Source organism: Microbacterium pollutisoli (genome assembly GCF_053586795.1).
The window spans coordinates 1-788 of sequence record NZ_JBNYWT010000012.1; the positions used below are offsets into that span (position 1 = coordinate 1).

At 70.4% G+C, this 788-nt stretch carries 1 protein-coding gene; it reads right to left on the minus strand.

The features are described from left to right. A partial coding sequence (locus tag ACQ143_RS14705) for an IS110 family transposase (RefSeq protein WP_449571453.1) occupies window positions 1-636 on the minus strand: 636 nt, incomplete at its 3' end. Between the last annotated feature and the right edge of the window lie 152 nt (window positions 637-788).

Genomic DNA, 788 nt, shown 5'->3' on the forward strand with positions numbered 1-788 from the left:
GAACTCGCTGCCCGCCGCCATCGTGAGGATGTCACGGTCGAGGCGGTCTCGGCGGGCGAGGATGCTCACGGTGGTGTCGTAGGCGGCATCGAACGCCGCCAGCGTCCCCGCACCGGCCCCACCGAGGCCGTCCCGGCGCACCCTGCGCAGCCACGCATCATGCGCACCGGTCCACGCGTCCTTCCCGGCGTCGTAGACAAGCCCGTGGCGCAGCAGCAGCTTGGAGAGCCGATGACGGGCGCCCATCAGGTCCATGCGGGCATCCTCACGCGCCCGCACCAAGTCACGCGCGGCCTCCTCCGACACGGTCGGCACCCGCACCGGCACGAGCTCATCCATGCGCAGCAACCGCGCCAGCAGCAGCGCATCGCGCGCGTCGGTCTTGACCCGGTCCCCAGCCGGGCGGATGATCTTCGACGGCGCCGCGACCGTCACCGGCACCCCCTCGGCAGCCAGACGACGCGCGAGCCCGAACCCCGTCGGGCCCGCCTCATACGCCACAGCCACCGGCCCGTGCCGCTCGGCGATCCCTGCCACCCACCGGGCGATCTCGTCGCTACCGGGCGGGAGCTTCGCCTCGATCACTTCACCCGTCGACGCGTCCAACACCGCCGCTCGCACGCTCCGCGCGTGCACGTCCAACCCAATCGCCGTACGCTCAATAAACACCAGGGCCTCCGCTGCATGTCGGCACCCCAAGGCCGCTCCTCGGGGATGATCCACGAATCTGCACCGTGAGGCCCTGGCCTACAAGACCAACATCAGAACCCCACACTCATAGGGTCTGA